Source organism: Streptomyces genisteinicus (assembly GCF_014489615.1).
GTDB lineage: Bacteria > Actinomycetota > Actinomycetes > Streptomycetales > Streptomycetaceae > Streptomyces > Streptomyces genisteinicus.
This window is the reverse complement of sequence record NZ_CP060825.1, coordinates 2,883,144-2,907,456: the sequence shown is the minus strand read 5'-3', so window position 1 is coordinate 2,907,456 and position 24,313 is coordinate 2,883,144. Positions and strand designations below refer to the sequence as shown.

Genomic DNA, 24,313 nt, shown 5'->3' with positions numbered 1-24,313 from the left:
TTTCCGGGGGACACCCTCTCACTTGAGGCTCACGCTGCGGGAGGGTGCACTCACGGCGTAGTGGCCCTCCCCCCACAGGCGGACAGCCCCTAGGGGCAACTCCTCATCTGTGACCAGGGTTCGTTCGTCCGGGCGGACGACGAGAAGGGCCCCGCCCCGTCCTTACCTTGTTCTTACGGCCGCCGCCCGGGCCGGGCACCACCACCGGGGGTGGGGTAAACCCCCGCACCAAGACGGTGCCGCGCACCAGCGCGCCGGGCGCCGCAGGCCGGAAGACTCGACGCGTGACCGCGGCGGCGCCCCCGCCCCGCATCCGACGGACCGTCAGCCAACCGAAGAACGAGGAGACCTACCGTGACTACGGCTGTGACCACCCCCGCACACGGGGAAACCGGAGGGCGTCAGGCCGTGGCCGCACGGGGACGGCAGGTCGTGAAGGCCTACGGCTCCGGCGAGACCCGGGTCGTCGCGCTCGACCACGTCGACGTGGACATCGACCGCGGCCGCTTCACCGCGATCATGGGGCCGTCCGGCTCCGGCAAGTCGACGCTGATGCACTGCCTGGCCGGCCTCGACACCGTCACCTCGGGCCAGATCTTCATCGACGAGACGGAGATCACCGGCCTCAAGGACAAGAAGCTGACCCAGCTCCGCAGGGACCGCATCGGCTTCATCTTCCAGGCGTTCAACCTGCTGCCGACGCTCAACGCCCTGGAGAACATCACGCTCCCCATGGACATCGCCGGCCGCAGACCGGACGCGGCCTGGCTGAACCGGGTCGTGGAGACGGTCGGCCTCACCGACCGCCTGAAGCACCGGCCGACACAGCTCTCCGGCGGTCAGCAGCAGCGCGTGGCGGTGGCCCGCGCCCTCGCCGCCCGGCCGGAGATCATCTTCGGCGACGAGCCGACCGGCAACCTGGACTCCCGCGCCGGGGCCGAGGTGCTCGGCTTCCTGCGCCGCTCCGTCGACGAGCTGGGCCAGACCATCGTCATGGTCACCCACGACCCGGTCGCCGCCTCCTACGCGGACCGGGTGCTCTACCTCGCCGACGGCCGCATCGTCGACGAGATGCTCCGGCCGACCGCCGAGGCCGTCCTCGACCGCATGAAGGACTTCGACGCCCGGGGGCGTACGTCATGACCGTGCTCAAGTCCTCCCTGCGCAACTTCTTCGCGCACAAGGGCCGGATGGCCCTGTCGGCGGTGGCCGTGCTGCTGTCCGTCGCCTTCGTCTCGGGCACTCTGGTGTTCACCGACACGATGAACACCACCTTCGACAAGCTCTTCGCCACCTCCTCCGCCGACGTCACCGTCAGCCCCGAGGACACCGAGGTGGACGACATGCCGGCCAACGGCCGGCCCGAGTCGCTGCCCGCCGCCCTCGTCGACGAGATCGCCGCGGTCGACGGCGTGAAGTCGGCCGAGGGCGCCGTCGTCAGCATCAGCGTCACCGTCGTGAACTCCGAGAACGAGAACATGGGGTCCACCACCGGCGCCCCGACGATCGCCTCCAACTGGACCGCCAACGACCTCAAGTCGATGAAGATCACCTCAGGCCACGCCCCGCGCGGCCCCACCGAGGTGATGGTCGACGCCGACACCGCCGACAAGCACGGCCTGAAGCTCGGCGACGAACTGCGCACCATCGCCGTCACCGGCGACCTGACGGCGCGCATCTCCGGCATCGCCGCGTTCACGGTCACCAACCCCGGTGCCGCGGTCGTCTACTTCGACACCGCCACCGCCCAGCGCGGACTCCTCGGCGAGGAAGGCGTGTTCACCCAGGTCCTGGTCGCCGCCGACGCGGGGGTCGGCGACGACGAGCTGAAGCGGGACATCGCCTCGGCCCTGTCGCAGCCGTACCAGCTCCAGACCGCGAAGGAGGCCGCGGACGCCGGCCGCGAGGAGGTCGGCTCCTTCCTCGACGTGATGAAGTACGCCATGCTCGGCTTCGCCGGCATCGCCTTCCTCGTCGGCATCTTCCTCATCGTCAACACCTTCTCCATGCTGGTCGCCCAGCGCACCCGGGAGATCGGCCTGATGCGCGCCATCGGGTCGAGCCGCCGCCAGGTCAACCGCTCCGTGCTCATCGAGGCGCTCCTGCTCGGCCTGGTCGGATCGGTCGCCGGTGTCGGCGCCGGAGTGGGACTGGCCGTCGGACTGATGGAGATGATGTCCGCGGTCGGCATGAACCTCTCCACCGACGACCTCACCGTGAAGTGGACGACGCCGGTCGTGGGCCTGGTGCTCGGCGTCTTCGTCACCGTCCTCGCCGCGTACGTCCCGGCCCGCAGGGCGGGCAAGGTGTCGCCGATGGCGGCCCTGCGCGACTCCGGCATGCCGGCCGACGGGAAGGCGGGATGGATCCGCGGCGGCATCGGCCTGGTGCTCACCGCCGCCGGAGCGGCCGCGCTGTTCGCCGCCACCCGGGCGGCGAAGGCGGCCGAGGGGTCGATGTACCTCGGCCTCGGCGTGGTGCTCTCGCTGATCGGCTTCGTCGTCGTCGGCCCGCTGCTCGCCGGTGTGGTGGTCCGCGCCATCAGCGCCGTGGTGCTGCGGATCTTCGGCCCGGTCGGGCGGATGGCCGAGCGCAACGCGCTCCGCAACCCGCGCCGCACCGGCGCTACCGGCGCCGCCCTGATGATCGGCCTCGCCCTGGTGGCCTGCCTCTCCGTGGTCGGCTCCTCGATGGTCGCCTCCGCGACCGAGGAGCTGGACAAGTCGGTGGGAGCGGACTTCATCGTGCAGTCCACCACCATGGGGCCGATCGTGCCCCAGGCCCAGCAGGCCCTGGAGCGCACACCGGGCCTGGACCACGTCACCGAGTACAAGGGCGTCGACGCGAAGATCACCGCGCCCGACGGCGTCACCGAGGACGAGCAGCTGGTCGCCGCCGACCCGACGTACGCCGAGGACCTGCGCCGCGAGACCGTCTCCGGCGAGCTCGCCGCCGCCTACGGCGAGGACGCGATGTCCGTCGGCGACGGCTACGCCGAGCGGCACGGGGTGAAGGTCGGCGACACCATCGAGGTCGCCTTCGCGGGCGGGAGGACGGCCGGTCTGAAGGTCGCCGCCATCACCTCGGACGAGGTGAGCATCGACAAGGGCGCGATGTACATGAACATCACGACCGCCGCCCGCTACATCCCGGCCGACAGGATGCCGCAGAACATGATCATGTTCGCCAAGGCGGCCGACGGCCAGGAGAAGGAGGCGTACACCGCGCTGAAGAAGTCGCTGGCCGGCTACCCGCAGTACAGCGTGCAGAACCAGACCGACTTCAAGGAGGACCTGAAGGACCAGATCGGGCAGCTCCTGAACATCGTCTACGGCCTGCTGGCGCTCGCGATCATCGTCGCCGTCCTCGGCGTGGTGAACACCCTCGCCCTGTCCGTCGTCGAGCGGACCAGGGAGATCGGCCTGATGCGGGCGATCGGCCTGTCGCGACGCCAGCTGCGCCGCATGATCCGGCTGGAGTCCGTCGTCATCGCCCTCTTCGGCGCCCTGCTCGGCCTCGGGCTCGGCATGGGCTGGGGCACCTCGGCGCAGAAGCTGCTCGCCCTGGAGGGCCTGGGCGTCCTGGAGATCCCCTGGCCGACGATCCTCACCGTGTTCGTCGGGTCGGCGTTCGTCGGACTCTTCGCGGCCCTGGTGCCGGCGTTCCGGGCCGGCCGGATGAACGTCCTGAACGCGATCGCCACGGACTGAGCACGGCCCTGCGCGGCGGTCCGCACGCGACCGCCGCGGACCGGCGGCACGACCGCCGGCGGCGGACCCGGTACGGGGGTCCGGCCCCGCCGCCGGCGCGCACACGGCCCCCGGGCGCCCCGACAGAGGCGCCCGGGGGCCGTGCGCCGTCCGGGGCGGGGCGGTCTCACGCCGTCCGGGCCGTGCGCCGGTCCGCCACGCGCGCCCCGCCCGCGCGCCGACCCCATCGACCCCCACCCGCCCTCCCCGCCTCACCCGCCACGCGCGCCCCACCTGCCCCGCTGCCGCTCCCCGCGCCCGCCGCGAGCCGCGCCCGGGGAGCGGGACCGGGGCGCGGCTGTCAGGGCGCCGACGTAGGCTGGAGACCCCCGGCCCGTGCGACGTGTCGGGTCCTTCGCGTTGCCCACCCCCCAGCTGCTCCCGGATGGATGCCCTCATGAGCCTTCACGGTCTTCTCGACGCCGTCGTGCGCGATCCGGCGCTCGCCGAAGCGGTCAAGGCGGCCGCGGACGGCCACCGCGGTCATGTCGATCTGGTGGGCCCGCCCGCCGCCCGGCCGTTCGCCGTCGCCGCCCTCGCCCGTGAGACCGGCCGCACGGTGCTCGCCGTCACCGCCACCGGCCGCGAGGCCGAGGACCTGGCCGCCGCGCTCCGCTCACTGCTGCCCGGCGAAGGGGTGGCCGAGTACCCGTCCTGGGAGACCCTGCCCCACGAGCGGCTCTCGCCCCGCTCCGACACCGTGGGACGCCGGCTCGCCGTGCTGCGCCGGCTCGCGCACCCCTCGGCCGACGACCCGGCCGCGGGTCCCGTGAGCGTGGTCGTCGCCCCCGTGCGCTCCGTGCTCCAGCCCCAGGTCAAGGGGCTCGGCGACCTGGAGCCGGTGGCGCTGCGCACCGGGCAGCAGGCGGACCTGGAGGAGATCGTGGCGGGCCTCGCGGCCGCGGCGTACTCCCGGGTCGAACTCGTCGAGAAGCGCGGCGAGTTCGCGGTGCGCGGCGGCATCCTCGACGTCTTCCCGCCCACCGAGGAGCACCCGCTGCGGGTGGAGTTCTGGGGCGACGACGTCGAGGAGATCCGCTACTTCAAGGTCGCCGACCAGCGCTCCCTGGAGGTCGCCGAGCACGGCCTGTGGGCGCCCCCCTGCCGGGAGCTGCTGCTCACGGACGAGGTGCGGGAGCGGGCGGCCCGGCTCGCCGAGGAGCACCCCGAGCTCGGCGAGTTGCTGGGCAAGATCGCCGAGGGCATCGCCGTCGAGGGCATGGAGTCCCTCGCGCCCGTGCTCGTCGACGACATGGAGCTGCTGCTCGACGTGCTGCCCGAAGGTTCCATGGCGGTGGTCTGCGACCCGGAGCGGGTGCGGACCAGGGCCGCCGACCTCGTGGCCACCAGCCAGGAGTTCCTCCAGGCGTCCTGGGCGGCGACCGCCGGCGGCGGCGAGGCGCCGATCGACGTCGGCGCGGCCTCCCTGCGGGGCATCGCCGACGTGCGCGACCGCGCGCGCGAGATCGGCATGATGTGGTGGTCCGTCTCGCCCTTCGCCGCCGACGAGGAGCTGTCCGAGGAGACGGTGAAGCTCGGCATGCACGCCCCCGAGTCGTACCGCGGCGACACGGCGCGGGCGCTCGCCGACACCAAGGGCTGGCTGGCCGACGGCTGGCGCACGGTGTTCGTCACGGAGGCCCACGGACCCGCCTCGCGCACGGTCGAGGTGCTCGGCGGGGAGGGCATCGCCGCCCGGCTCGACGCGGACCTCGCCGACATCTCCCCGTCCGTCGTCCACGTGGCCTGCGGATCGATCGACTTCGGCTTCGTCGACCCGGCGCTGCGGCTGGCGGTGCTCACCGAGACCGACCTGTCGGGGCAGAAGGCGGCCGGCAAGGACGGGCAGCGGATGCCGACCCGGCGCCGCAAGACGATCGACCCGCTGACCCTGGAGGCCGGCGACTACATCGTCCACGAGCAGCACGGCGTCGGCCGCTACATCGAGATGGTCCAGCGGACGGTGCAGGGCGCGACCCGCGAGTACCTGCTGGTGGAGTACGCGCCGGCCAAGCGCGGCCAGCCCGGCGACCGGCTCTACATCCCGACCGACCAGCTCGAACAGGTCACCAAGTACGTGGGCGGCGAGGCGCCGACGCTGCACCGCCTCGGCGGCGCGGACTGGACGAAGACCAAGGCGCGGGCGAAGAAGGCGGTCAAGGAGATCGCGGCCGACCTGATCAAGCTCTACTCGGCCCGGATGGCAGCCCCCGGCCACGCCTTCGGCCCCGACACCCCCTGGCAGCGCGAGCTGGAGGACGCCTTCCCGTACGCGGAGACCCCCGACCAGCTCTCCACGATCGCCGAGGTCAAGGAGGACATGGAGAAGACGGTCCCGATGGACCGCCTGATCTGCGGCGACGTCGGCTACGGCAAGACCGAGATCGCGGTCCGCGCCGCGTTCAAGGCGGTCCAGGACGGCAAGCAGGTCGCCGTCCTCGTCCCCACCACGCTGCTGGTGCAGCAGCACTTCGGGACCTTCACCGAGCGGTACTCGCAGTTCCCCGTCGTCACCCGGGCGCTGTCGCGCTTCCAGTCGGACACCGAGGCCAGGGCCACGCTGGACGGTCTGCGGGACGGGTCCGTCGACATCGTCATCGGCACCCACCGGCTGTTCTCGTCGGAGACGAAGTTCAAGGACCTGGGCCTGGTCATCGTCGACGAGGAGCAGCGCTTCGGTGTCGAGCACAAGGAGCAGCTCAAGAAGCTGCGGGCCAACGTCGACGTGCTGACGATGTCGGCCACGCCCATCCCGCGGACCCTGGAGATGGCGGTCACGGGCATCCGCGAGATGTCCACGATCACCACCCCGCCGGAGGAGCGCCATCCGGTGCTCACCTTCGTCGGCCCGTACGAGGAGAAGCAGATCGGCGCCGCGCTCCGGCGTGAACTGCTCCGCGAGGGCCAGGTGTTCTACATCCACAACCGGGTGGAGTCGATCGACCGGGCGGCCGCCCGGCTGCGGGACATCGTCCCCGAGGCGCGGATCGCCACGGCGCACGGCCAGATGTCGGAGTCGGCGCTGGAGCAGGTCGTGGTCGACTTCTGGGAGAAGAAGTTCGACGTGCTGGTGTCGACCACGATCGTCGAGTCCGGCATCGACATCTCCAACGCCAACACCCTCATCGTGGAGCGCGGCGACAACTTCGGCCTCTCCCAGCTGCACCAGCTGCGCGGCCGGGTCGGCCGGGGCCGCGAGCGCGGGTACGCGTACTTCCTCTACCCGCCGGAGAAGCCGCTGACCGAGACCGCCCACGAGCGGCTGGCCACCATCGCCCAGCACACCGAGATGGGCGCGGGCATGTACGTGGCGATGAAGGACCTGGAGATCCGCGGCGCGGGCAACCTGCTGGGCGGCGAGCAGTCCGGTCACATCGCGGGCGTCGGTTTCGACCTGTACGTCCGCATGGTCGGCGAGGCGGTCGCGGACTACCGCGCCTCGGTGGAGGGCGGCGTCGAGGAGGAGCCGCCGCTGGAGGTCAAGATCGAGCTCCCGGTCGACGCGCACGTCCCGCACGACTACGCGCCGGGCGAGCGGCTGCGGCTCCAGGCGTACCGGTCGATCGCGGCCGCCACCTCGGAGGAGGACATCACGGCGGTGCGCGAGGAGCTGACCGACCGCTACGGCAAGCTGCCGGAGCCGGTCGAGAACCTGCTCCTCGTCGCGGGGCTGCGGATGCTGGCCCGTGCCTGCGGGGTCGGCGAGATCGTGCTCCAGGGCCCCAACATCCGCTTCGCGCCCGTGGAGCTGCGGGAGTCGCAGGAGCTGCGGCTGAAGCGGCTCTACCCGCGCACGGTGGTCAAGCCGGCCGTCCACCAGATCCTGGTGCCCCGGCCGACCGCGGGGAAGATCGGCGGCAAGCCGGTGGTGGGCCGCGAACTGCTGGCCTGGACGGGCGAGTTCCTGACCACGGTGCTCGGCTCCTGACGGAGGGCCCCCGCCGGCGCCCCGCCGCCCCCGTGGGTGGCGCGGGGCCGGTACCGTACGCCGCGTGAAGCGACACATGACGTCCGGGGCCGTGCTGACGGCCGTCGTCCTGCTCGCCGGCTGCGACGTCACGGGCGTCGGCGGGCCCGGCGGGGCCGGTGGCGAGTCGGTGCCTCCGGCCCGCGGAGGTTCCCCGGCCGCGGTGAGCCCGCTGGCGAACCCGGAGGGCACCGGCCGGGGGCTCGCCGCGGTGACGGCCGGTGCCGACCGCGACAAGGCGCGCGAGCTGGTGGAACGCCTCACGGTCAAGGGCCGCGGCCCGCGCACCGGTTACGAGCGCGACGCCTTCGGGCACGCCTGGCTGGACACGGCGGACGGGGTCGCCCTGGCCCGGAACGGCTGCGACACCCGCAACGACCTGCTGAAACTCCACGGCAGCGAGGTGGAGTTCCGCTCCGGGTCCGACTGCGTGGTCGTCTCGATGGTGCTGCACGACCCGTACACCGGCACGGACATCGCCTGGAAGAAGGCGAAGGCGGCCGAGGTGCAGATAGACCACGTGGTCCCGCTGTCGTACGCCTGGCAGCTCGGTGCCGCGCGGTGGGACGACGCCAAGCGGCGGCGGCTGGCGAACGATCCGCTGAACCTGCTGCCGGTCCAGGGCCGGGCCAACTCCGCCAAGCGGGACTCGGGGCCCGCCTCCTGGCTGCCGCCCGAGAAGGGCGTGCGGTGCGCGTACGCGGTGCGTTTCGCACAGGTGGCGCTGAAGTACGAGATGCCGGTGACCGCCCCGGACAAGCGGACCATGCTGGCGCAGTGCGGCGGATGACGCCCGGCAGACGGGTGCCGGCGCGCGCGGAAAACCGTTGCGGGGTGCGGCGAAAGGGCGGCTAGCCTGCGCCGATGGACAAGGACCTGACCATCACCACCCTCGCCGAGCGCCCCGGTCTGAAGGACGCCATGTGGCGGATGCCCGACACCTGGGACGAGTTCGTCGTCCAGGATCCGGTCGGCTGGGCCAACATCGGCCGGATCGTCGCCGAGCTGCCCGAGTACGTGCTCGTGGCCACCGACCCGGCGGGCGAGGTCGTGGCGCGGGCGTTCAGCGTCCCGCTGGCCCTGGAGGCGGACGGGCGGCGGGAGCTGCCGGACCGCGGCTGGGACCAGGTGATGCTCTGGGCCTTCTCCGACCTGCGGCACGGCCGCGCACCGGACACCGTCAGCGCCGTCGAGATCACGGTGGCCACCGGCCGTCAGGGGCAGGGCATATCGGGGCGGATGCTGGCCGCGATGCGGGACAACGCGGCGCGGCTCGGGTTCAGCGAGGTGATCGCCCCGGTGCGGCCGAGCGCCAAGAGCGCGGAGCCGCACACCCCGATCCACGAGTACGCCCACCGCACCCGGGAGTCGGACGGGCTGCCGTACGACCCGTGGCTGCGGGTCCACGTCCGCGCCGGCGGCGTGGTGGAGAAGGTGGCGCCGGCGTCGATGACCGTCAGCGGGTCGACCGGGGAGTGGCGGCGCTGGACGGGGCTGCCCTTCGAGGAGAGCGGTGCCGCCGTCGTGCCGGGCGCGCTGGTCCCGGTGCACGTCGAGGCGGAGCGCGGCTACGCGGTGTACGTCGAGCCCAACGTCTGGGTGCGCCACCGCCTCTGAGCGGCGCCCGCCCCGGCACACGCGTGCAGGCCGTCCGGTGTGGACGGCCTGCACACTCCCCCCCCCGGGGGGCGGGGCGGGGCCCCGCGTCGGACGCCCGCCGGGCGGCGGTGTCCTGGGCGGCTGGTGCGCGAAGCACCGGACCTGGGCGATCCGCGGGGATCCGTGCGGATCCCGTCGGATCAGAGCTTCAGCTCCCACAGGGTGGCGTCGTGCATGATGCCGGGGGAGACCTCGACCATGAGGCTCTTGGCGGCGGCCGGGGCGTCGAAGGCGTACGTCACGGTGACCTTCTTGCCCGGGGCGATGGTGCCGTCGAAGCCGCTGCCGACCTTGTCGTCGAAGATCTGCTCGGCCTCGACACCGTCCTCGCCGGCGCGGGCCTCGGCGGTCACCAGGGTGGAGTCGAACTTCTCCGTGCCGCCGTTCTGGATGACGACGGTGACCTGGTAGGCCTTGTTGCCGCTGGTGTGGCCGATGGCGAACTCGCTGGGCTTGTAGGCCTTCGGCTCGGAGACCGTCACCGAGAGCTTGTCGTCGTAGATGACCTCGTCGCCGCCCGCGAGGACCTCGCCCGGCGCGATGGGCTCCTCGCCGCTGTCCGCGGCCGCGTCGGTCGCGGCGTCGGCGGGCTCCTGGTTCTTGGCCTCCTCCGTGGCCACGCTCTCCACGGACTTGTTGATCTCGTCGACCGCCTTGTCGACGGCGAGCACCGTCACGACGCCCATCGCGATGCCCGCGGCGATCGCCACGCCGCCGAGGATGGTGCCGGCGAGCGCGATGCCCTTGTTGGTCGCCTGGGCGCGCTTGGCGCGGCCGAGGCCGATCAGGCCGAAGATCAGGGCGAGCAGGCCCAGGAAGCCGCCGAGCCAGAAGAGCAGCGGGATGACCGCGACGACGAGGCCGATGATGCCGAGCACCAGACCGGCGGTGCCGAGGCCGTTGCGCGGCTGCGCCTGGGGCGTGAAGCCGGCGGGCCCGCCCGGGTAGGGCGCTCCGTACTGGGACTGCGTGGGCTGAGACATGGGTGTTCCCCCCGAGTGAAGTGTGTAAAGCCTGCGTGAAGATCCGTGCTTCGCGGGGTCAATAACAGCAGAGCTTGTGAACCGAGTCAACACGAGATCTTGGGCTTACAGTGTGGGCACGCTGTGAAGCGGGCTGTCCGCGCAGTCGCTAGGATCGCCGTTACAGCAGCGTGACCAACTGATCGGGCCGGCCGAGGGGGATGCGGGTGCAGGAGAACGCGGCGGAGGTGACCGCCGCCCAGATCGCCAGACTCGCCGGTGTCGGACGCGCGGCAGTGAGCAACTGGCGGCGCAGGCACGCCGACTTCCCCAAGCCCGTCGGCGGCTCCGAGACCAGCCCGTCCTTCGCCCTCGCCGACGTCGAACGGTGGCTCCGCGACCAGGGCAAACTCGCCGAGGTCCCCCTGCGGGAACGGATCTGGCAGCAGTTCGCCGCCCACACCGGCGGCGGCGTCACCGCCCTTGTCCAGGCCGGCGCAGTCCTGCTCCTCGTCCACGACCGGCCCGCCGTCTGGCTGGAGGCGGCCGCCGTCTCCGACCCGCGCCTCGCCGAGGTGCTGCCCCCCGCGCTCGACGAGGCGCTCACCGCCCGCTTCGGCCCGCGGCACACCGTCACCGTCCCGGACGCCGCGGAACTCGCCGACGCCGTACCCCTGCTGCGGGGGATCGCCGAACTCGCCGCCGAGACCGGAGCCCGCCAGGCCTTCGAATTCCTGCTCAAACGCCATCTCGACGCCAACCCGCGCCAGTACAGCCTCACCCCGCCCGGCCTCGCCGACCTGATGGCCGCCCTCGTCCCCGTCGGCGGCACCGTCCTCGACCCGGCCGCGGGCACCGGCGCACTGCTGCGCGCCGTCCGCCGCCCGGCCCGCCTCCTCGCCCAGGACGCCGACCCCGGCCTCGCGGCGCTCAGCGCCCTGCGCCTGGCCCTGCACACCGGCGCCGACATCCGCACCGAGGCAGGCGACGCCCTGCGGGCCGACGCCTACGGCGAGCTCGCCGCCGACGCCGTGCTCTGCCACCCGCCCTTCAACGAACGCAACTGGGGCCACGACGAACTCGCCTACGACCCCCGCTGGGAGTACGGCTTCCCCGCCCGCACCGAGTCCGAACTCGCCTGGGTCCAGCACGCCCTCGCCCGGCTGCGGCCCGGCGGCACGGCCGTGCTGCTGATGCCGCCCGCCGCCGCGTCCCGCCGCTCCGGCCGCCGGATCAGAGCCGGACTGCTGCGCCGGGGCGCGCTGCGCGCCGTCGTCGCCCTCCCGGCCGGCGCCGCCCCGCCGTACGGCATCCCCCTGCACCTGTGGGTGCTGCGCCGGCCCGGCCTCGCCGACCGGCCCGCGGCCGGACTGCTCGTCGTCGACACCGCCGCCGGACAGGCCGGCACCGAAACAGCCGTCGCGGGCCGCGACCGGCTCGACTGGACGGCACTGCGCACCGCCGTGCTCGACGCCTGGGGCCCCTTCGACCGGCACGGCACGGTCGAGGAGAACCCCGGGGTCAGCCGGGCCGTCCCCGTCGTCGAACTCCTCGACGACGACGTGGACCTCGCCCCCGCCCGCCACCTGCCCCCGCCCGCCGCCGGCGGCGCCGACGAACTCGGCCGGGTGCGGGAACGGCTCACCCGCACCCTCGGCCGCACCGCCGAACTCACCCCGCGCCCCGCCCGCCCCGCACCCCCCGCCGCACCCGCCGCCTGGCCCTCCACCACCGTCGGCGAACTCGCCCGCGCCCAGGACCTCGTCCTGCGCGCCGGAGGCGCCGGCACCGCCCGCGCCGAAGCACCGCCCGCCGTGCTGACCGAACAGGACGTGCTCGCCGGACGCGGCCCCACCGGCACCCTGCCCGAAGGCCCCGAGGAAGAGCCCGTACTCATCGAGAGGGGCGACATCGTCGTCCCCGTACTCGGCAGCGGCACCGTCGTCCGGGTCGCCTGCGACGCGCTCGCCGGCGCCGCGCTCGGCCGCAACCTCCAACTGCTGCGCCCCGACCCGGCCGCGCTCGACGCCTGGTTCCTCGCCGGGTTCCTGCGCGGCAGCGCCAACCAGCGGCAGGCCAGCAGCTACGCGTCCACGGCCACCCGCCTCGACGTCCGCCGCATCCAGCTCCCCCGGCTCCCCCTCGCCGACCAGCGCCGCTACGGCGAACGCTTCCGCGCCCTCGCCGAGTTCGAGGACGCGCTCCGCCTCGCCGGCCGCCTCGGCGAACAGCTCGTCCAGGGCCTCTACGACGGCCTCACCGACGGCAGCGTGCTGCCGGAGTGACCCGCGCGGCCGACGGGAGTGACGTACCGGACAACCGTTCCGTACAACCCGCCGCCGCGTGTCGGTGTCGGTGTATACGCTTCAGTCCGCCTCCGTCCCGTCCCCAGGCACCCCAGGAGCAGGAATGCACGGCCACGGCTACGCGCCGCCGCAGCCCTCGCGCCCCTCGACAGCGCTGCTCGTCGTCGTGCGCGTCGTCCTCGTGGCGCTCGCGCTGCTCAGCTTCGGACTCCTCGCCTGGGGCACCATGCTGCGCATCGCGATCATGCGCGGCAGGCGCACCGACTGGGTGCTGTTCTGGATCTCCCTGGTCGCCGCCGTGACCTCGCTCGTCGTGATGGGGGAGTTCGGCACCGAAGCCACGACGGACTCGGCCCAGCAGGACCCGCGGCCCGTGGACTGGGTGTGCCTCGCCGCCCTCTTCACTCTCGCGATCGGCGTCCCCGTGCACTACCTGGTCACCGACATCCGGCACCACCAGCAGCCGCGCACGGCCCCCATCGGACACCACCCGGCGCCCGGCTCCCCGTACGGCCCCTACACGCCGCCGCCCGCGTACGGCTATCCCCCGCCGATACCCGCCGGCCCCGCCCACCACCCCACGCCCGCCCACCACCCCACGCCCCCGCCCGTCCCCCCGCGCATCGACCAGGTCCGCGCCGAACTCGACGAGCTGAGCGACCTGCTGCGCGGCACCGACCACCGGGACACCGGACCCGGCGACCGGGGCGGCGCCCGGTGAACGGACGGGTCGTCGGAGGCCGCTACGAGCTCTCCGCACTCATCGGACAGGGCGGCATGGGCCAGGTCTGGACCGCCTACGACGGCCGGCTCGACCGCCGCGTCGCCGTGAAACTGCTGCGCCCCGACCACATGGCGGCCGCCACCGCCGCCGACGAGATGCGCCGCCGCTTCGTCCGCGAGTGCCGCGTCACCGCCCAGGTCTGCCACCCCGGCCTGGTCACCGTGCACGACGCCGGCAGCGACGGCGACGACCTCTACCTCGTCATGCAGTACGTCGAAGGCGCCGACCTCGCCGACCACCTCGCCGAACACGAGCCCTACCCGTGGGAATGGGCCGTCGGCGTCGCGGCACAGCTCTGCTCCGTACTCGGCGCCGTCCACGCGGTGCCGATCGTCCACCGCGACCTCAAACCGCGCAACGTCATGGTCAAGCCCGACGGGACGGTCACCGTCCTCGACCTCGGCGTCGCCTCCGTCATCGACACCGACACCACCCGCCTCACCCACACCGGCTCGCCCATCGGCAGCCCCGCCTACATGGCCCCCGAACAGGCGATGGGCGGCGCCGTCGGCCCGTACACCGACCTCTACGCCCTCGGCGTGCTGCTCCACGAACTCCTCAGCGGCACCGTGCCGTTCGCCGGCTCCACCGCGCTCGGCGTACTCCACCGGCACCTCCACGAACCGCCGCTCCCGGTGCGCCAGCTCCGCCCCGAGATCCCCGAGGCGCTCGAGGCGATCGTCCTCCACCTCCTCGCCAAGGACCCCCAGCACCGGCCGTCCGGGGCGCAGGACGTCTACGAAGCCCTCCGCCCCCTGCTGCCGTCACCCGGCGGGCGGACCGGCCCCCTCGACCCGACCCGGCCCTTCGTACGCCCCCACGCCCCCTGGCCCGACCGCGCGGGCGTGCCGCCGCAGCCCGTCACACCCCCGGCCGTCCCCGCACCCCGCCCGGACGTCGCGGCCGCGGTCGACGAGGTCAAACGGCTCCTCGGCGAAGGCAGCATCACCCGGGCCGTCGACGTCCTCGGCGGCATCCTCCCGGCGGCCGCCGCCGAACACGGCGAACGGTCACCCGTCGTGCGCATCCTGCGCAAGCAGTACGCCGCCACCCTCATGGACGACGGCCAGTACCGCCGCGCCCTGCCGGAGCTGCGGCGCCTCGCCGACGACCGCACGGCGGAGGCCGGCCCGTCCGACCCGGGAACCCTCCAGTTCCGCCACGACGCGGCCCAGTGCCTGGAGCAACTCGGCGAACCCGCCGCCGCCCTGGCGGAGTACCGGGCGGTCCTGCCGTACTACGAGACCACGGACCGCGACCGGGCCTTCCAGGTCCGGCACCGGATCGGCCACCTCCTCCTCGCCGTGGGCGACCACGCGGCGGCCCAGGGGCAGTTCAGGTCCCTCCTCTACGACGCGGAACTGGCGTACGGCCCCTACCACCCCTTCCCGGGGGAGCTGCGCCGCGCCCTCGCCCGCCAACAACGCTTCAGCGCGTAGCCCGCGGGGGCGGGTGCGGTGTCCGCGGGGGCGCGGGTTCCGTTTGGGTGCGGGTGTGTGGGTGGCGCACCCCCGCTGCGCGCGGGTTGTCCTCAGACGCCGGACGGGCTTGGGTGCGGGGTTGGGCTTGCGCCTTTTGTGCGGGCGGGGGTGGTGCACCCCCGCTGCGCGCGGGTGTCCTCAAGCGCCGGACGGGCTTGGGTTGCACGGCGCTGGTCCGGTGCGTGGAGTGGGAGTTGCGGGTCCCTCCGGAGGCTAGAGCGCCCGCTCGCCCCAGACTTGACCTGCCCTAGCCGGAGGACCGTCGGCCGCTTACGCCTCCTGCGCGCCCCGTGTCCCCGGGGAACGTACCGGCCCGCCGGTGTCGGGGCTGTCTCTTCGTCCGCGGCCCCGGTCGTCGTGAGCATCTGTGGCCGCGTGTGCTGTTCGCGGCATGGCCTGGTGCCGTGTCCTCAATCGCGGGACCGGGTGGCTTTCCCACCTCCGCTGCGCGCGCGAGGTGTCCTCTCGGACGGCCCCCCTGCACCCACCTACCCGCAGCCGGAACTGCTCCCTCCCCCCGTCCGGCCGGTGCGTCCGCCGCGGACACGGGGCGCGCAGGAGGCGTAAGCGCCCGACGGTCGTCCAGTTAGGGCGACGTAGGTCTGGGGCGAGCGGGCGCTCTAGCCTCCGGAGGGACCCGCAACTTTCGTCCGGCGGTGCGGACCCGGTTCGGGCAACTCAAGCCCGTCCGGCGTTTGAGGACACCCGCGCGGAGCGGGGGTGCACCACCCCCGCCCGCACAGAAGAAACATGCCCGACCGGGCAACAAAGCCTGTCCGGCGTCTGAGGACAACCCGCGCGCAGCGTGGGTGCGCCACCCACACACCCGCACCGAACCACCTCGTCCGGCAAGGACACCCCGCGCGCAGCGTGGGTGCGCCACCCACACACCCGCACCGAACCACCTCGTCCGGCAAGGACACCCCGCGCGCAGCGTGGGTGCGCCACCCCCACACCCGCACCCCACCACGCACCCGCACCCGCGGGCACCCCCCGCGGGCTAAGCCCTCACAGCCGCACGCACCGCTCCCCGTGCAGCCGGCCCCCCGGGCGCGTGGCCCGGTCCCGCGGGGCCACGCCCCGTACGCCTCGTGACCAGCACGGTGGCGACGACCCCCAGGAGCGCCATCAGACCCACCGCCGCGCCCGCGAGCACCCCCGGGGGGCGGAAGGAGCAGCTCACCGTCGTGCGGCTTCCGTCGAGGGGGACCGCGACGAGGCCGAGATACGCGTCCGCCGGACGCCCTCCGCAGGACCACCCCGCGATCCGGGGCGCCGCGATCACCGCGACTCCCGTGCTGCCGGGCGGCATCTCCGCGGTGACGCCGTTCGCGGAGACCTCCACGGAGACCGCGCCGGTCCGGCGGAGCGCGTCCACGGCGGCGGAGAGCCGGGCCGGGTCCAGGCAGCCGATCTCCGCGTCCCGGGGCGCCTCGCCCCGGTAGGTGACGCGTTCCCCGGCGGTGTGCGCCGTGCCGAGCGGGGTGAGTGCGGCGCGCCGCTTGGGCTGCCCGCCGAGCAGCCGTTGCGGCGGGTTGTCGCCGAGGCGGGCGGTCCCGGTCCAGTCGGGGGCCCAGAGGAAGACCTCTGTGCCCGCGCGGCACGCTCCGTCCGCCGCCGGTTCGTAGACGCGGGCGCCGAGCAGCAGCTCCTGGTTGCGGAACGGCGAATCCCCGTAGGCCTGTTCCCCGCCGCCCGGCCGCACGGTGACCAGCGGCGGCACCTCCCGGCGGACGGTCCGCGGTTCGCCACCGGGCGCGCTCCGTATGCGGGCGCCGACCGAGAACACGGCGTCCGTGACCGGGTTGTCCAGGGACTGGAGGCTGCGCCCGCGCGATGTCCAGCCGCCGCCGAGCGCCGAGAGGGTGCGGGTCCACACGTCGGCGGTGTGGCTGCTGTAGTACGCGCCGCCCTGCCCGCCGAGCAGCAGCGCGTCGTTCGCGGTGAGCTGGGTGCGGCCGGGGTCGGTGCGGTAGGCGGGCCAGCCGTCGGCGGCCGCGACGGCGGCGGCGCGGGCGTCGTGGTCGGCGCCCCACGGCGGATAGTGGTCGAGGCGCAGCGGCCGTTCCCGGTCTGCGTACGCGGTGGTCGCCGCGGCCTGCCCCGCCACGGCCGCCGTGAGCAGTACGGCGGCCACCGCCACGGCCCGCCCGCGTGCGGCGAGCACCAGTCCGGCGACGGCGGCGGCGAGGCCCGCCGCGAGGAGCAGGTACGCCTCGCGCCGGGCGAGTTCGCTGCCGGTGGCGCCGAGCGCGAGGACGAGTACGGCGGCGGTGCCGCCGGCGAGCGCGCGGCGGTCCGGCCAGCCGCGGGAGAGGCAGGTCCAGGCGGCGATGACGGCGATGCCCGCGAGGACGAACGTCTGCCGGTAGGGGCTGCCGTTCGGGGTGGCGAAGGCGTGCCAGAGGAGGTGGGTGGGCCCCCACTGGAGGGAGAGGGCGACGGCGGCGGTCAGCACCGTCCACACCAGCCGCTCGCGCCGGGGCACGGCCCGGTGGAAGGCGAGGGCGAGGGCGAGGAGCAGCGTGGCGCCGCCCGTGAAGACCGCCGGGGTGAAGAAGCTGTACGTGGCGGGCAGCGTGCGGGCGAGCACGTCCGTCCAGGACGCTGGCGTGAACTCCTTGGTCCAGCCGGGGTAGGCGTGTGTCGAGCCGAGGTACACGGGGATGAGGACCGGGGCGGCGAGCCCGGTGCCGAGCAGCACCGTGCGGGTCGCGCGCAGCAGCGCCCGGGTCCGTTCCCGGCCGCTGGTTCCGTCGAGCAGCAGTCTGGCGGTCAGGACGAGGGCGGCGCCCAGGACGGCCATGTAGGCGGTGTAGAAGTTGGCGGTCCAGGCGAGGGCGACGAGTACGGGGCCGAGGAGCGGGCGCCGGCCGGTGCGCGCCCATTCGGCGGTCAGGCAGAGCAGCGGGAAGGCGATCAGCCCGTCGAGCCACATGGGGTTGTACGACGCCTCGGTGACGGACCAGCCGCACAGGGCGTAGGAGGCGCCGAGCACACCCGCCGCCCAGCGCCGGCCGCGTCCCTTGTGGAGGGCGGTGAGCAGCCAGGTCATGGCGGCCGCCGCCACCGCGGTCTTGACCAGGGTGACGACGTACACGGCCAGGTCGATGCCGTCGCGCGGGAAGAGGGCCACCAGCACCGAGAACGGGCTGGTGAGGTAGGTCCCGAGGTCGGTGAGCGCGTTGCTGCCGTAGCCGGACTGCCAGTCGAGCAGCAGGCCCCCGTCGGTCCGTCCGTGGAGCAGGTCCCACAGGCGGGCGTGGAACGGGACGAACTGGTTGCCCAGGTCGTTCACGCTGCGGGTGCGCGGGCCGAAGGGGAAGGTGCGGGCGGCGAGGTCGCCGGCGGTCACCGCCCCGGCGGTGATCAGCGCTGCGAAGGCCGCGGCCCGTCGGCGCGCGGAGAGCGGATTCCTCATGATGTGCTCGAATATGCCAGCGCGGAGGGCGGAATCAGGGGCCCGGGCACGTCAGTTCACGCAATGGTCGCCCGCAGGCCATCCGGTGCACCGGGGTGCGACATTCGGGCGGGTTGTTGTTCTTCCGTGCTGATCTCGATAGTGGTCCCCTGTTTCAACGAAGAGGAGATCATCGGCCGTTTCCACGCCCATGTGACCGCCGAACTCGAACTGCTCGGGCAGGAATTCGAGCTGGTCTACGTGGACGACGGAAGCCAGGACCGGACTCTCGACCTCCTCCAGGAGATCGCCGGCGCCGATCCCCGTACCCGGTACGTCTCCTTCAGCCGCAACTTCGGCAAGGAGGCGGCGATGCTCGCCGGTCTCCGGCACGCCGGAGGCGACGCGGTGGTCATCATGGACGCCGACCTCCAGCACCCGCCGGAGCTGGTCCGCCGCATGCTGGCGCTGCACGACGAGGGCTACGACCAGGTCATCGCCAAGCGCACCCGTACGGGCGACCGGGTCACCCGTACCGTCACCGCGCGCGCCTACTACTGGCTGATCAACCGGCTGGTGGACGTGGAGCTGGTGGACGGCGTCGGCGACTTCCGCCTGCTGTCGCGCCGCACGGTCGACGCGATCCTGGAGCTCACCGAGTACAACCGCTTCTCGAAGGGGATTTTCGCCTGGGTCGGATTCCGCACGACGACGTTCGAGTACGAGAACGCGGTACGGGAGCAGGGGCGCTCCAAGTGGAGTTTCGGGAAGCTGCTCAACTACGGACTGGACGGTCTGCTCTCGTTCAACAACAAGCCGCTGCGGGCGGCGATCTATCTGGGAATGCTGCTGCTCGGCGTGGCGACGGTGTACGCGTCCTGGATCGTCGGTGTCGCGATGGTGAACGGCGTGGACACCCCGGGATATGTCACCCTGCTGGTGGCGGTCATCGCGCTCGCCGGTGTGCAGATGCTGATGCTGGGGGTCGTCGGCGAGTACGTCGGGCGTATTTACTACGAGGTGAAGCGCAGACCGCACTTCCTGGTGAAGGCGACCAACGCCGGCCTTCCCCGGCAGGACGACGACCGCAACAGGCGCTCGGGGGAACTGGTAGGCCGATGACCCTACGGGGCCAGATCGTCAGGTTCGCGTCGGTCGGGGTGGTGAACACCGGCACGTACTACGGCCTCTACCTGGTGCTGCTGCGCTGGCTGCCGTACGTGGCGGCGCATGTGGCGGCGTTCGGACTGAGCATGGTCGGCTCGTTCTTCCTGACCTCGTACTTCACCTACCGCACGCGTCCGACCTGGCGGAAGTTCCTGCTGTTCCCGCTGACCAACGCGGCGAACTTCGCCGTCACCACCGGCGGGGTGTGGCTGCTGGTGGACGTGCTCGGGCAGAACCGCGCGTACGCGCCGCTGATCGCGGCCGGGGCGGCGATCCCGGTGACCTTCGTCGTCTCCCGCACGATCATGCTCGGCCCGGACCGCCGGCCGCCGGAGCGGGCGCGCGAACCGGTGGCTTAGCCGCTTCGTCCGCTCCTGGGGGCGCGGGCCGGGGGGCCGTGCGGGCCCCCGCATCCGACCGCCTGGCGAATCGTTTGGCGAATCAGTGGCCCACGCCACTCCGACTGCCTACCATCGATCACCGCAAGGCCTTGTGCACCGATGCACAATCTCGCCCCCGGGAGGCTCCTTTGCACCGCCGCCGTCGTACCGCGCTCACCCTCTCCGCCGCCCTCGTCGCCGCCGTGCCGCTGCTCGCCGCCTGCGGCAGCGAGGCCCACCCCGGGGCCGCGGCCGTCGTGGGCGGGCAGCGCATCGAGGTGTCCACCGTGCAGGCCCAGGTCAGGGACGTACGCGACGCGCAGCAGTCGTCGGAGCAGGCGGCACAGCTGATCAAGGACACCGGGCAGCTGGGCCGGGCCAAGCTCTACGACCTGATCGTCGACCGGGTGGTGGCCCGGGCGGCCGACGACGCGGGCGTGAGCGTCAGCCGCAAGGAGGTCCAGGCGGCCAGGGCGGCGCTCGCCCAGCAGTCCGGCGGCGACGAGCAGATGGCCGCCATGTACCTCCAGCAGCGCGGTGTCGCCCCCGACCAGCTCGACGCCGTGGTCCGCCGGGACGTCCTGGTCGGCAAGATCGCCGAGGCCATCGGAGCCACCAACACCCCCGAGGGCCAGCAGAAGATGAACGAGGCCTTCACCGTCGCCGCGAAGGCCCTCGACATCGACGTGAACCCCCGCTACGGGGCCTGGGACGACGCCAAGCTGGAGCTCGGCGCCTACAAGGCGCCCTGGATCACCCAGGTCACCAAGGAGGAGGAGCCCGTCCCGGCGGGCGCCTGAGGCACCGGCGCTCGTCGGCGCCTGCTCCGGGCGGCGCGGTAGGTTCGACGGGTGACCGCAGAAGCATCCGTCGACACCGGCCGAATCGTCCTTCTCACCGCCAGTCACCGGGTCGCCCCGGGGCTGCTGTCCTGGCCCGCCTGGCAGGCGCTGCGCTCCGCCGACCGGGTGTGCTGCGCCGACGAGGCCCATCCGCAGCTGCCGTATCTGCGGGAGGCGGGCGTCACCGTCGAGCCGGGCGTGCCGGGTGCCGAGGAGCTGGTCGCCGTCTGTGCGGGCGGCCGGACGGTGGTGGTCGTCACCTCCGGGGCGGGCGAGTCCCCGCTCACCGACGGCCTGGCCCGGCTCGCCGGTTCGGGGCGGGTCGCCATGCCCGGCCTGGAGCTGCTGCCCGGCTCCTACGACCTCCCGGGCGCCCGGCTGCTCGACCTGGTCGAGGTCATGGACCGGATCCGCAGGGAGTGCCCCTGGTCGTCGCGGCAGACCCATCGCGGGCTCGCCAAGTACGGCATCGAGGAGGCGTACGAGCTCGTCGAGGCCATCGAGGACGGCGACCGCACCGAGTTGCGCGAGGAGCTCGGCGACGTGCTGCTCCAGGTCGTCTTCCACGCCCGGATCGCCGAGGAGGACGCCGGGGAGCCGTTCTCCGTCGACGACGTGGCCGCCACGATCGTCGAGAAGCTGATCCACCGGCATCCCCACGTCTTCGGCGACGAGAAGGCCGAGACGCCGGAGGAGGTCAAGGCCCACTGGCTGCGCACCAAGGCGATCGAGAAGCAGCGGGAGTCGGTCACCGACGGGGTGCCGCTCGGCCAGCCCGGTCTGGCGCTCGCGGCCAAGCTCGCCTCCCGGGTCCGCACGGCGGGGCTGGACGTGGCCGTCCCGGCGGGCGAGGACGTCGGTTACGAGCTCCTGGCCCTCGCCGTGGCCGCGGAGGCGGTCGGGACCGACCCGGAGGCGGCCCTGCGCGCGGCCGCCCGCGCCTACCGGGACGCCGTCCGCGCGGCGGAGGGCCTCGGCGGCCGGGCCGCCGGGGGGTGAGGGCGGGCCCTCGGCCGGCGTGAGGCCCTCCGGCGCGGCCGCCGGGGTGCGGGCCCGGCCGGCGCCTCCACCGGTGCGTGGGCGCTCGGGGCGCGTCCCGAGGGCTCGGCGGCCGTGAGGGCGGCGGCCCGGGACAGCGGGCGCATGCGTCCGGCGGTCCGGATACCGTCGTGGCGTGAACGCCCCGGAAACGCCGCCCGCCGCCCCCGAACTCTTCACCTGGGAGTTCGCCACCGACCCGTACCCGGCCTACGCCTGGCTGCGCGAGCACGCGCCCGTGCACCGCACCACACTGCCGTCCGGGGTGGAGGCATGGCTGGTGACGCGCTACGCGGACGCCCGGCAGGCCCTCGCCGACCAGCGGCTCTCGAAGAATCCCGTGCACCACGCCGAGCCCGCGCACGCCCGGGGCAGGACCGGCATCCCCGGTGAGCGCAAGGCCGAGTTGATGACCCACCTGCTCAACATCGACCCGCCGGACCACACCAGGCTCCGGCGGCTGGTGTCGAAGGCGTTCACGCCGCGCCGGGTGGCGGAGTTCGCGCCGCGGGTGCAGGAGCTGACGGACCGGCTGATCGACGGCTTCGCGGAGAAGGGGAGCGCGGACCTCATCCACGAGTTCGCCTTCCCGCTCCCCATCTACGCCATCTGCGACCTGCTCGGCGTCCCGCCCGAGGACCAGGACGACTTCCGGGACTGGGCCGGCATGATGATCCGGCACGGCGGCGGCCCGCGCGGCGGGGTGGCGCGCTCGGTGAAGAAGATGCGCGGCTACCTGGCCGAGCTGATCCACCGCAAGCGCGAGCAGCCGGGCGACGACCTGATCTCCGGTCTCATCCGGGCCTCGGACCACGGTGAGCACCTGACCGAGAACGAGGCGGCCGCGATGGCCTTCATCCTCCTCTTCGCCGGTTTCGAGACCACGGTGAACCTCATCGGCAACGGCGTGTACGCGCTGCTCCGCAATCCCGCCCAGCGCGAGCGCCTGCAGTCCTCGCTCGCCGCGGGCGAGAGCGCGCTGCTGGAGACGGGGGTGGAGGAACTCCTGCGCTGGGACGGTCCGGTGGAGCTGGCCACCTGGCGGTTCGCGACCGAACCGCTCACCATCGGCGGGCAGCCGGTGGCCGCCGGGGACCCGGTCCTGGTGGTCCTCGCCGCCGCGGACCGGGACCCGGCGCGGTTCGCGGACCCGGACACCCTCGATCTGTCACGTGCCGACAACCAGCATCTGGGTTACGGGCACGGCATCCACTACTGCCTCGGCGCACCGCTCGCCCGGCTGGAGGGGCAGACGGCGCTCGCGACGCTGCTGCGGCGTGCACCGGATCTGCGGCTTGCGGTGGATTCGGGTGATCTGCGCTGGCGGGGAGGGCTCATCATGCGCGGATTGCGCACGCTGCCCGTCGAGTTCACCCCCACCGCGAGGTGACGGACCGTCAGGAATGTGACTTTCACGTGATCTCTGCTGCATCGACTTGTGACTTGCGTTCGAATGCGGCTACGTTCACCCCCACCCGAGGACCTCGCAAGGTCACACGGGCCTCAGCAGTCACGCGAAAGGCAACCGCATGCGCTCCGGGAACGGACGTCACCGCCGCCCCCGTCAGGCACCGGCCATCGTCGTCGCGGCGGGGGTGACCGGATCGGCCATCGCCATCCCGCTGCTCGGCGCGGGCTCCGCGTCCGCCGCCGACGCCTCCACCTGGGACCGCGTCGCCGAGTGCGAGTCCGGCGGCAACTGGTCCATCGACACGGGCAACGGCTACTACGGCGGTCTCCAGCTCTCGCAGGAGACCTGGGAGAGCTTCGGCGGCACCGCGTACGCGCCGAGCGCGGACCTCGCGAGCCGCTCGCAGCAGATCGCCGTCGCGGAGAAGGTCCTCGGCGCCCAGGGGCCCGAGGCCTGGCAGGCGTGCGCGATCGTGGCGGGCCTGGTGGACGACGGCGCCGACAGCGGCGTCGACCCCGGCGCCCTGCCCCGGGACCTGCTGAAGCCGGAGCCCGAGGTGAAGAAGGAGGGGCAGCGGGACGCCGCGACGGGAGACGCCGCGGTGACCCCGGAGCCCGAGGCCGAGAAGCCGGAGAAGGACGCGGAGCCGGCCCCCGAGGCCTCGGAGCCCGCCGGCACGCCGTCCGCCCCCGAGGCGCGCGAGGAGGAGGAGCCCCCGGCCGGCGGGTCGTCCTCGCCTGCCGACGGCGCCACGGGCAAGCACCGCGGCGAGCCGGCCCGCGAGGACGCCGAGGCGGCGGATCCGGCCGCGCCGGCGGACGGCGGCGAGGACCGCGACGGGGGCCGCCACGCCTCACGGGGTGACGGTGCGGCACGTGACGGTGTGACCGGTTCCGCTCCGGCCGGGGCGTACACGGTGCAGACGGGGGACAGCCTCTGGGCCATCGCCGGCGAGCAGGAGGTCCCCGGCGGCTGGGCCGCCCTCTACAAGGCCAACGAGGCGACCGTGGGCGACGACCCCGACCTCATCCTGCCCGGTCAGAGCCTCGATCTCGGCCTGGAGCAGGAGTAGTTCACCAGGTCGGTTCGACGGTAAATGTCCGATCTGTGCGAGTGAGACAAGGGTCTCTTTGCCGCAACTCGCCCTTTTCGGCGGCCGATTTCGGT

General features: G+C 73.4%; 16 protein-coding genes. 14 read left to right on the top strand and 2 right to left on the bottom strand.

The window, feature by feature from the left end; genetic code table 11:
- Window positions 1-354 precede the first annotated feature (354 nt).
- The 5 genes from IAG43_RS12630 to IAG43_RS12610 all read left to right on the top strand — a co-directional run bounded on the left by IAG43_RS12630 (window position 355) and on the right by IAG43_RS12610 (window position 9,333).
- Complete coding sequence (locus IAG43_RS12630; RefSeq protein WP_187740854.1) at window positions 355-1,143, top strand: ABC transporter ATP-binding protein; 789 nt, start codon at window positions 355-357, stop codon at window positions 1,141-1,143.
- Window positions 1,140-3,710, top strand: a complete 2,571-nt coding sequence (locus IAG43_RS12625; RefSeq protein ID WP_187740853.1) for an ABC transporter permease — start codon at window positions 1,140-1,142, stop codon at window positions 3,708-3,710. The genes IAG43_RS12630 and IAG43_RS12625 overlap by 4 nt, the downstream gene beginning before the upstream one ends.
- Before the next feature lie 436 nt (window positions 3,711-4,146).
- Window positions 4,147-7,677, top strand: coding sequence for a transcription-repair coupling factor (mfd, locus tag IAG43_RS12620; RefSeq protein ID WP_187740852.1), 3,531 nt, complete (start codon window positions 4,147-4,149; stop codon window positions 7,675-7,677).
- Window positions 7,678-7,753: 76 nt separating this feature from the next.
- A complete protein-coding gene (locus IAG43_RS12615) occupies window positions 7,754-8,506 on the top strand; it encodes an HNH endonuclease family protein (RefSeq protein ID WP_187744420.1) in 753 nt (250 codons plus the stop codon).
- Window positions 8,507-8,580: 74 nt separating this feature from the next.
- Window positions 8,581-9,333 carry an N-acetyltransferase gene (locus tag IAG43_RS12610; protein ID WP_187740851.1) on the top strand — a complete coding sequence of 251 codons (753 nt, stop codon included), beginning with the start codon at window positions 8,581-8,583 and terminating at the stop codon, window positions 9,331-9,333.
- A gap of 182 nt (window positions 9,334-9,515) precedes the next feature.
- Here the strand turns inward: IAG43_RS12610 and IAG43_RS12605 are convergent, their stop codons facing one another.
- On the bottom strand, window positions 9,516-10,358 hold the full coding sequence (locus tag IAG43_RS12605) for a DUF4190 domain-containing protein (protein WP_187740850.1): 843 nt from the start codon (window positions 10,356-10,358) through the stop codon (window positions 9,516-9,518).
- 206 nt (window positions 10,359-10,564) lie between these two features.
- Between IAG43_RS12605 and IAG43_RS12600 the strand changes: the two genes are divergently transcribed.
- The 3 genes from IAG43_RS12600 to IAG43_RS12590 all read left to right on the top strand — a co-directional run bounded on the left by IAG43_RS12600 (window position 10,565) and on the right by IAG43_RS12590 (window position 14,866).
- The gene (locus tag IAG43_RS12600; RefSeq protein WP_187740849.1) at window positions 10,565-12,622 is read left to right on the top strand and encodes an N-6 DNA methylase; all 2,058 of its coding nucleotides are present in this window, start codon (window positions 10,565-10,567) and stop codon (window positions 12,620-12,622) included.
- Window positions 12,623-12,746: 124 nt separating this feature from the next.
- A complete protein-coding gene (locus IAG43_RS12595; protein ID WP_187740848.1) occupies window positions 12,747-13,364 on the top strand; it encodes a hypothetical protein in 618 nt (205 codons plus the stop codon).
- Entirely contained in the window at window positions 13,361-14,866 is a 1,506-nt protein-coding gene (locus tag IAG43_RS12590) for a serine/threonine-protein kinase (RefSeq protein WP_187740847.1), read from the top strand. The genes IAG43_RS12595 and IAG43_RS12590 overlap by 4 nt, the downstream gene beginning before the upstream one ends.
- A 1,042-nt stretch (window positions 14,867-15,908) precedes the next feature.
- Here IAG43_RS12590 and IAG43_RS12585 read toward each other — a convergent pair.
- On the bottom strand, window positions 15,909-18,329 hold the full coding sequence (locus IAG43_RS12585; RefSeq protein WP_187740846.1) for a YfhO family protein: 2,421 nt from the start codon (window positions 18,327-18,329) through the stop codon (window positions 15,909-15,911).
- Between the two features lie 126 nt (window positions 18,330-18,455).
- Between IAG43_RS12585 and IAG43_RS12580 the strand changes: the two genes are divergently transcribed.
- The 6 genes from IAG43_RS12580 to IAG43_RS12555 all read left to right on the top strand — a co-directional run bounded on the left by IAG43_RS12580 (window position 18,456) and on the right by IAG43_RS12555 (window position 24,218).
- The gene (locus IAG43_RS12580) at window positions 18,456-19,430 is read left to right on the top strand and encodes a glycosyltransferase family 2 protein (RefSeq protein ID WP_187740845.1); all 975 of its coding nucleotides are present in this window, start codon (window positions 18,456-18,458) and stop codon (window positions 19,428-19,430) included.
- Entirely contained in the window at window positions 19,427-19,834 is a 408-nt protein-coding gene (locus IAG43_RS12575; protein ID WP_187740844.1) for a GtrA family protein, read from the top strand. Before IAG43_RS12580 ends, IAG43_RS12575 begins: the two co-directional genes overlap by 4 nt.
- A gap of 170 nt (window positions 19,835-20,004) precedes the next feature.
- Window positions 20,005-20,655 carry a SurA N-terminal domain-containing protein gene (locus IAG43_RS12570; protein ID WP_187740843.1) on the top strand — a complete coding sequence of 217 codons (651 nt, stop codon included), beginning with the start codon at window positions 20,005-20,007 and terminating at the stop codon, window positions 20,653-20,655.
- Window positions 20,656-20,706: 51 nt separating this feature from the next.
- Window positions 20,707-21,696 (top strand): nucleoside triphosphate pyrophosphohydrolase, encoded by a 990-nt coding sequence (locus tag IAG43_RS12565; RefSeq protein ID WP_187740842.1) that lies wholly within the window; start codon window positions 20,707-20,709, stop codon window positions 21,694-21,696.
- Between the two features lie 175 nt (window positions 21,697-21,871).
- Window positions 21,872-23,125, top strand: coding sequence for a cytochrome P450 family protein (locus tag IAG43_RS12560; protein ID WP_187740841.1), 1,254 nt, complete (start codon window positions 21,872-21,874; stop codon window positions 23,123-23,125).
- A 139-nt stretch (window positions 23,126-23,264) separates the two neighbouring features.
- On the top strand, window positions 23,265-24,218 hold the full coding sequence (locus tag IAG43_RS12555) for a LysM peptidoglycan-binding domain-containing protein (protein ID WP_187740840.1): 954 nt from the start codon (window positions 23,265-23,267) through the stop codon (window positions 24,216-24,218).
- Window positions 24,219-24,313 lie beyond the last annotated feature (95 nt).

What these genes read in the sequence shown, in the direction of transcription:
- IAG43_RS12625 (WP_187740853.1), top strand. Translation starts at nt 1,140, where the DNA reads ATGACCGTGCTCAAGTCCTCCCTGCGCAACTTCTTCGCGCACAAGGGC.
- mfd (WP_187740852.1), top strand. Translation starts at nt 4,147, where the DNA reads ATGAGCCTTCACGGTCTTCTCGACGCCGTCGTGCGCGATCCGGCGCTC.
- IAG43_RS12615 (WP_187744420.1), top strand. Translation starts at nt 7,754, where the DNA reads ATGACGTCCGGGGCCGTGCTGACGGCCGTCGTCCTGCTCGCCGGCTGC.
- IAG43_RS12610 (WP_187740851.1), top strand. Translation starts at nt 8,581, where the DNA reads ATGGACAAGGACCTGACCATCACCACCCTCGCCGAGCGCCCCGGTCTG.
- IAG43_RS12605 (WP_187740850.1), bottom strand. Translation starts at nt 10,358, where the DNA reads ATGTCTCAGCCCACGCAGTCCCAGTACGGAGCGCCCTACCCGGGCGGG.
- IAG43_RS12595 (WP_187740848.1), top strand. Translation starts at nt 12,747, where the DNA reads ATGCACGGCCACGGCTACGCGCCGCCGCAGCCCTCGCGCCCCTCGACA.
- IAG43_RS12585 (WP_187740846.1), bottom strand. Translation starts at nt 18,329, where the DNA reads ATGAGGAATCCGCTCTCCGCGCGCCGACGGGCCGCGGCCTTCGCAGCG.
- IAG43_RS12575 (WP_187740844.1), top strand. Translation starts at nt 19,427, where the DNA reads ATGACCCTACGGGGCCAGATCGTCAGGTTCGCGTCGGTCGGGGTGGTG.
- IAG43_RS12555 (WP_187740840.1), top strand. Translation starts at nt 23,265, where the DNA reads ATGCGCTCCGGGAACGGACGTCACCGCCGCCCCCGTCAGGCACCGGCC.